Origin of the sequence: Cellulomonas sp. ACRRI (genome assembly GCF_022346185.1) — a bacterium.
Taxonomy (GTDB): domain Bacteria; phylum Actinomycetota; class Actinomycetes; order Actinomycetales; family Cellulomonadaceae; genus Cellulomonas.
Map to the genome: position 1 here is coordinate 1 of NZ_JAKRMS010000256.1, position 1,380 is coordinate 1,380.

Annotated in this window: 2 protein-coding genes; both read right to left on the reverse strand. The window is 74.9% G+C overall.

Annotated elements, in window-relative coordinates:
• A partial coding sequence (locus MHY85_RS21000) for an LLM class flavin-dependent oxidoreductase (RefSeq protein WP_239200399.1) occupies nucleotides 1-360 on the reverse strand: 360 nt, incomplete at its 3' end.
• 37 nt (nucleotides 361-397) lie between these two features.
• Nucleotides 398-1,380: ABC transporter substrate-binding protein (locus tag MHY85_RS21005; protein WP_308191460.1), on the reverse strand; the 983-nt coding region annotated here is incomplete at its 5' end.

Genomic DNA, 1,380 nt, shown 5'->3' on the forward strand with positions numbered 1-1,380 from the left:
GGGCTGGGGCGGCGTGAACGCCCGCCCCAGCCCCAGGTCGACCCGCCCCGGGTGCAGCGCGGCGATCGTGCCGAACTGCTCCGCGGCGACCAGCGGGCTCGTGGTGCTGAGCAGCACCGCCCCGGACCCGACGCGGATCCGCTCCGTGCGGGCCGCGACCGCCGCGGCGAGCACCGCGGGCGACGCCGAGCCGACGCCGGGCGACAGGTGGTGCTCGGCGTACCAGACGCGGCGGTAGCCGAGCCGGTCGAGGTCGACGGCCAGGTCGACGGCCGCCCGCACGGCCTCGGTGCCGGTGCCGCCGGCGGGCACGACCGCGAGGTCGAGCACGGACAGCGGGACGCGGGGGTTCTCGGGCATGGGTTCTCCTCCTCGGGTGCGGGCGGGCCGTCGGCGCTCAGGACGTCTTCGGCAGGCCCGGCGGGTTCGTCTCGGGTGCGTCGACGGCCTCGTCCTCCAGGCCCCAGCGCTCGAGCACCTGCTGGTACGACCCGTCGTCGAACGCGCCCTGCAGCGCGGCGGTCACGGCGTCGGCCCAGCCGCTGCCCTTGAGCGTGGTGACCGCGATCTGCGCGGTGTCCGGCCAGCCGCCGTTGAGCGTGCCGACGACGGTGAAGTCCTGCGGCGAGACCTTGGCCTTGTAGGCGGCGGTGGCGTTCGGGCCGAACGAGGCGTCGATGCGGCCGGACTGCAGCGCGAGGATGGTGTCGCCGTCGTTCTCGAAGTACTCCACCTGCACGGGGTCGAGGCCGGCGGCCTGGTTCTCCTCGTCCCAGGCGAGCAGGATCTTCTCCTGGTTGGTGCCCGACCCGACGGCCACGGTGAGGCCGGCGATGTCGGCCGGCTCGTCGATCGCGGTGATGTCGCTCCCGGCCTTGACCAGCCAGCCGAGCTCGTCGTCCCGGTAGGACGAGAAGTCGAACAGCTCCTTGCGCTCCTCGGTCACGGTGACGTTGGAGATCGTGGCGTCCACGTCGCCGGACTGGACGGCGAGCGGCCAGTCGGCCCAGGCCTTCACCTGGAGGTCGAGGTCCTTGCCGAGCGCGTCGGCGACGAGCTGCGCGATGTCGGTCTCGTTGCCGATCGGGGTGGCGTCGTCGTCGGCGAGGAACGCCAGCGGCGCGACGTAGGCGCTCACCGCGACGGTGAACGTGTCCTGCTCCGCGAGCTCGGGCGGCAGCAGGGCGATCGCGGCCGGGTTCTCCGCGGTGTGGATCCGGTCCTGCTCCGGGCTGGTGTCCACCTCGAGGCCGGCGGCCGCCGCGGCCTCCTGGAGGTCGCCGCCGCCGGCCTCGGCCGCGTCGGACGTCCCGCCGCAGGCCGCGAGCAGGGCGAGGACGGGCACGAGCGCCAGGGCGGCGTGCGGGCGGCGGCGGGAGC